General features: G+C 59.3%; 4 protein-coding genes. 2 read left to right on the top strand and 2 right to left on the bottom strand.

The features are described 5' to 3' along the window. The first annotated feature begins 489 nt into the window (after positions 1-489). A complete protein-coding gene (locus IEY70_RS20645) occupies positions 490-1341 on the top strand; it encodes a tyrosine-type recombinase/integrase (protein ID WP_189066911.1) in 852 nt (283 codons plus the stop codon). Between the two features lie 345 nt (positions 1342-1686). On the opposite strand, the gene IEY70_RS20650 is transcribed toward IEY70_RS20645, so the two are convergent. After that, a complete protein-coding gene (locus tag IEY70_RS20650) occupies positions 1687-2220 on the bottom strand; it encodes a hypothetical protein (protein ID WP_189066912.1) in 534 nt (177 codons plus the stop codon). 274 nt (positions 2221-2494) lie between these two features. Here IEY70_RS20650 and IEY70_RS21465 point away from each other — a divergent pair, with 274 nt between their 5' ends. Beyond that, entirely contained in the window at positions 2495-2794 is a 300-nt protein-coding gene (locus IEY70_RS21465; RefSeq protein WP_189066913.1) for a helix-turn-helix domain-containing protein, read from the top strand. Positions 2795-2838: 44 nt separating this feature from the next. Here IEY70_RS21465 and IEY70_RS20660 read toward each other — a convergent pair whose 3' ends face one another. Then, a complete protein-coding gene (locus IEY70_RS20660; protein ID WP_189066914.1) occupies positions 2839-3033 on the bottom strand; it encodes a hypothetical protein in 195 nt (64 codons plus the stop codon). Positions 3034-3188 lie beyond the last annotated feature (155 nt).

Here is a 3188-nt window from a genome sequence, read left to right on the forward strand (position 1 = left end):
AACTGCAGCGGTTGGGCTACCGGAAGCCCAACACCTCCGCCGTGGAGCGTCAGAACGCGACGGCAAGACGGATGAATCCCCACTTGGCGAGGAAAAGCCTCGCATTCGCGAGGCTGACGGTCCACCGGGTGAGTCTGGCTCATCTGGTCCAGGGGGCCTACAACTGGTGCCGAACGCAACGTGGGCTACGGAAGAAGCTTGACGTCCCGAAGGGACGTCAACGGTACCTGCAGCGCACACCGGCGATGGCGATTGGGCTGACCGATCGCGTTTGGACGCTGCGAGCGTGGCTGTCACGGCCTCAAGGCGTTTCCTGTCGGGCATAGTTCCGGCCAACTACCAAACCAGTATATAAGAGACGAACCAGTCTCACCACTCCCGCCTACTCTGCACTCCCACCCCTCTCTAGCTTTTTCACAGGCTCAGGCATGGGCAGAAGCAGGAAGGAGCTGACTCTTCTGAGCACTAACCTTTTATATACTGGTAAGCGTGAGTGCAGCGCCCACCGACCTCCACCACCTGCTCCGCCACGGAGACCTGCACGGCGCTCTGGACGCCCTCACTCCCCTCCTGCCGGGCCCGCCCGGCAGCGCCACCCACCTCAACGTCCTCAGCGGCATCCGCGTGTACTTCCGCTGGATGGAGGAGACCCGAGGCAGCCTCCTGCACGCCACCCCCACGCAGGCCGACGCGTACAGCGCCTGGCTGGCCGAGCACTACGCTCCCGCTACCCACAAAAACCGCCTCACCCAGGTCCGCACCCTCTACGACCTCCTCCAGGCAGAGAGCCTCACGAAGAACAACCCCTTCCGGGACATCAAAGGCGCCCTGAACCGCCCGCACGACCACCGACCCGTCTACAGCCCCAGTGACATCGACCGGCTCCTTCAGGAAGCCAATCTCGAAGAACGCGCACTGGTCCTTCTGGGCGCGCACGGAGGCCTCACCGGCCCCGAAGTGCAGAACCTCACCTTCGAGTCCATCGACTTCGCCCAGGGGCAGATCAAGCTCACCGGACGCACCGTCCAGGCCACCGAGGCCCTCATGAATGCCCTGGAACGCTGGGGCCACCAGCAGGGCCACACCGCCCTGTTCAGCGCTGCGGGACCCCTCTTCGACCTCCCCACCACCTTCTACCTGCGAAAACGCCTGCACTTCCTTTGCCAGCGTGCCGGCGTCACCTACCGCGCCTGGCACGCCCTGCGCCACGCCGCTGGATTACGCCTCCTCCAGCAGGACCTCACCCCCAAGACCCGCCAGGCCGCCCAGAACCACCTCGGTCTCCACTCCGAAGAGTCCTTACGGCCGCTTGTCAAACTCAGAAAGGCCACCCGGTCCTGACACACCTCCGGATCTGCGCAACCACCACGAACGCTGATACGGACTCGGATTGAATGGCCTTTGCAGTCCATTCAATCCGAGCAGATGCGAGTAGGAGCCGGGAGAGTTCCGGACGTGGAGTTGGCAAGCTGCTGTTACGGGTTGTGAATGAAACAAACGGAATCCGGATGCCTCTTGCGTATACCGTGGGCACGCATACGTAACATGTGGATGTCTGTGATTAGCGGTCGGCCGAAAGGCCGAGTACCGGGTCAGCGCATGAGGCCGGCCAGGACCGCGACGGGGCCCTGGCCGGCCTCATCCCAGGGGGCTTGACACCTTTGCCCACATTGAGCATGCGCAAGGCTATTTCAAAATTTTATTTGGGATTTCATAATCGCCTTCATCTTTGTCAGAGCTATACGCTTTAATTACAAATTCACCATCTTTCCATCCAATACTCAAAAGTATGCTACAGCTATCAAGCATTCCTATCGCGGTTCCATGGGCCAGAACATCCATATCTTTCTGAAGCCTCAATTCTTCATCTTCCGTATTCATAAACCAACTACCGAACCAATCTACTTCCCCGCCATAAATATGATGAACTGCCTCACCTAGACCCAAGGCAAACTTTGGATCTATCTCAAGCCCATCACCGCGCCCACCCTCATACCAGTAAGGCATGCCAACCGAACTCGCCATCACTATTTTCAGACAGTCACCCTTGTGGTAGCCGAAGAGCAGACCACCCAATTTTGCTGACAGTGAGACTGATTGCCTCATCAAAAATACACTTACATTACGGCTAATCTCCACAGAATTTGTTACACCGCGATTATAACTGGAATGGTTCTTGAATCTCGAAGAACTCCATCCGTATCTCTCGGCTACCCTCATCGCTCCTCCACCCAAGAAAATCCCCCCCTTAAGCTATCTTAGTCGATACTTTTTACGTAAAGCTTCAAGGCTAAACGTTCGGCCGCTTGCTACAGGCGTTCCCATATTCGGAGCTCCACATAGAAACTCTGCTCACGAGTAGGACCGGTCGGTCTGACGAGGCCCGACCGCCAGTTCGTTGGAGTCTGGGCGCTCCTGAGCGTCAGGTCACTTTACCACAGTTTGATGCATATATGCCGTGGAATGTCAGTCATGACCCTGGAAGCGTGGAGCAATGCCTTCCAACGGCGAACGCCCCCCTGGTCCTCCCCTACAGCGGACCCCTCTATCAACAGCTTTCGGGTCACACATCCGGCAGATCCGACTGGAGTTGGGATACTCACAGGAGGAACTGGCCGCCAGAGCGCAACTCGACCGCACCTTCGTTGGACGTGTCGAAAGAGGCGAGTTTCGAATCAGCCTCGAAAACGCCGCTGCGTTAGCCAGAGCCTGCGATGTCAGCCTCTGGAAAATTCTCCAACGCGCAGAAGAGACAGAAGCGCTTCCCATCAAAGACCCCTCGCAGAGTCATTGACGGAACAATGACCCGGCGGGCGCCGCGCCCCACCGGCAGCCCACTCAGGTCAGACGCCGCTCGAGGCTCTCCAGCACAGCGTTCACGGCCCCCTGCCAGACCGTCGACGCCATGAACGGCCGGAACCCCAGCGCCGCGTTGATCTTCAGCATCGGCCCGTTGCTATCCGCGTTCTGCGTCCGGATCTCGGTCGCGGCCGGGTTCAGCCGCTGCACCTCCCGGATGTTCGCCGCCTTCAACCACCCACCCAGCCCGCGCCCCCGGTGTTCCGGCCGCACCCCGGTATTCCCCTGCGCCACAATGCCCGGCTGCGCGGGCCGCCACGACAGGTCATACGGACTCCGATTAAATAGATTATAGTTGCGGCATCAAACAGACACCTTTGACCGCTCCT

This window comes from Deinococcus seoulensis, assembly GCF_014648115.1.
Classification (GTDB): domain Bacteria; phylum Deinococcota; class Deinococci; order Deinococcales; family Deinococcaceae; genus Deinococcus; species Deinococcus seoulensis.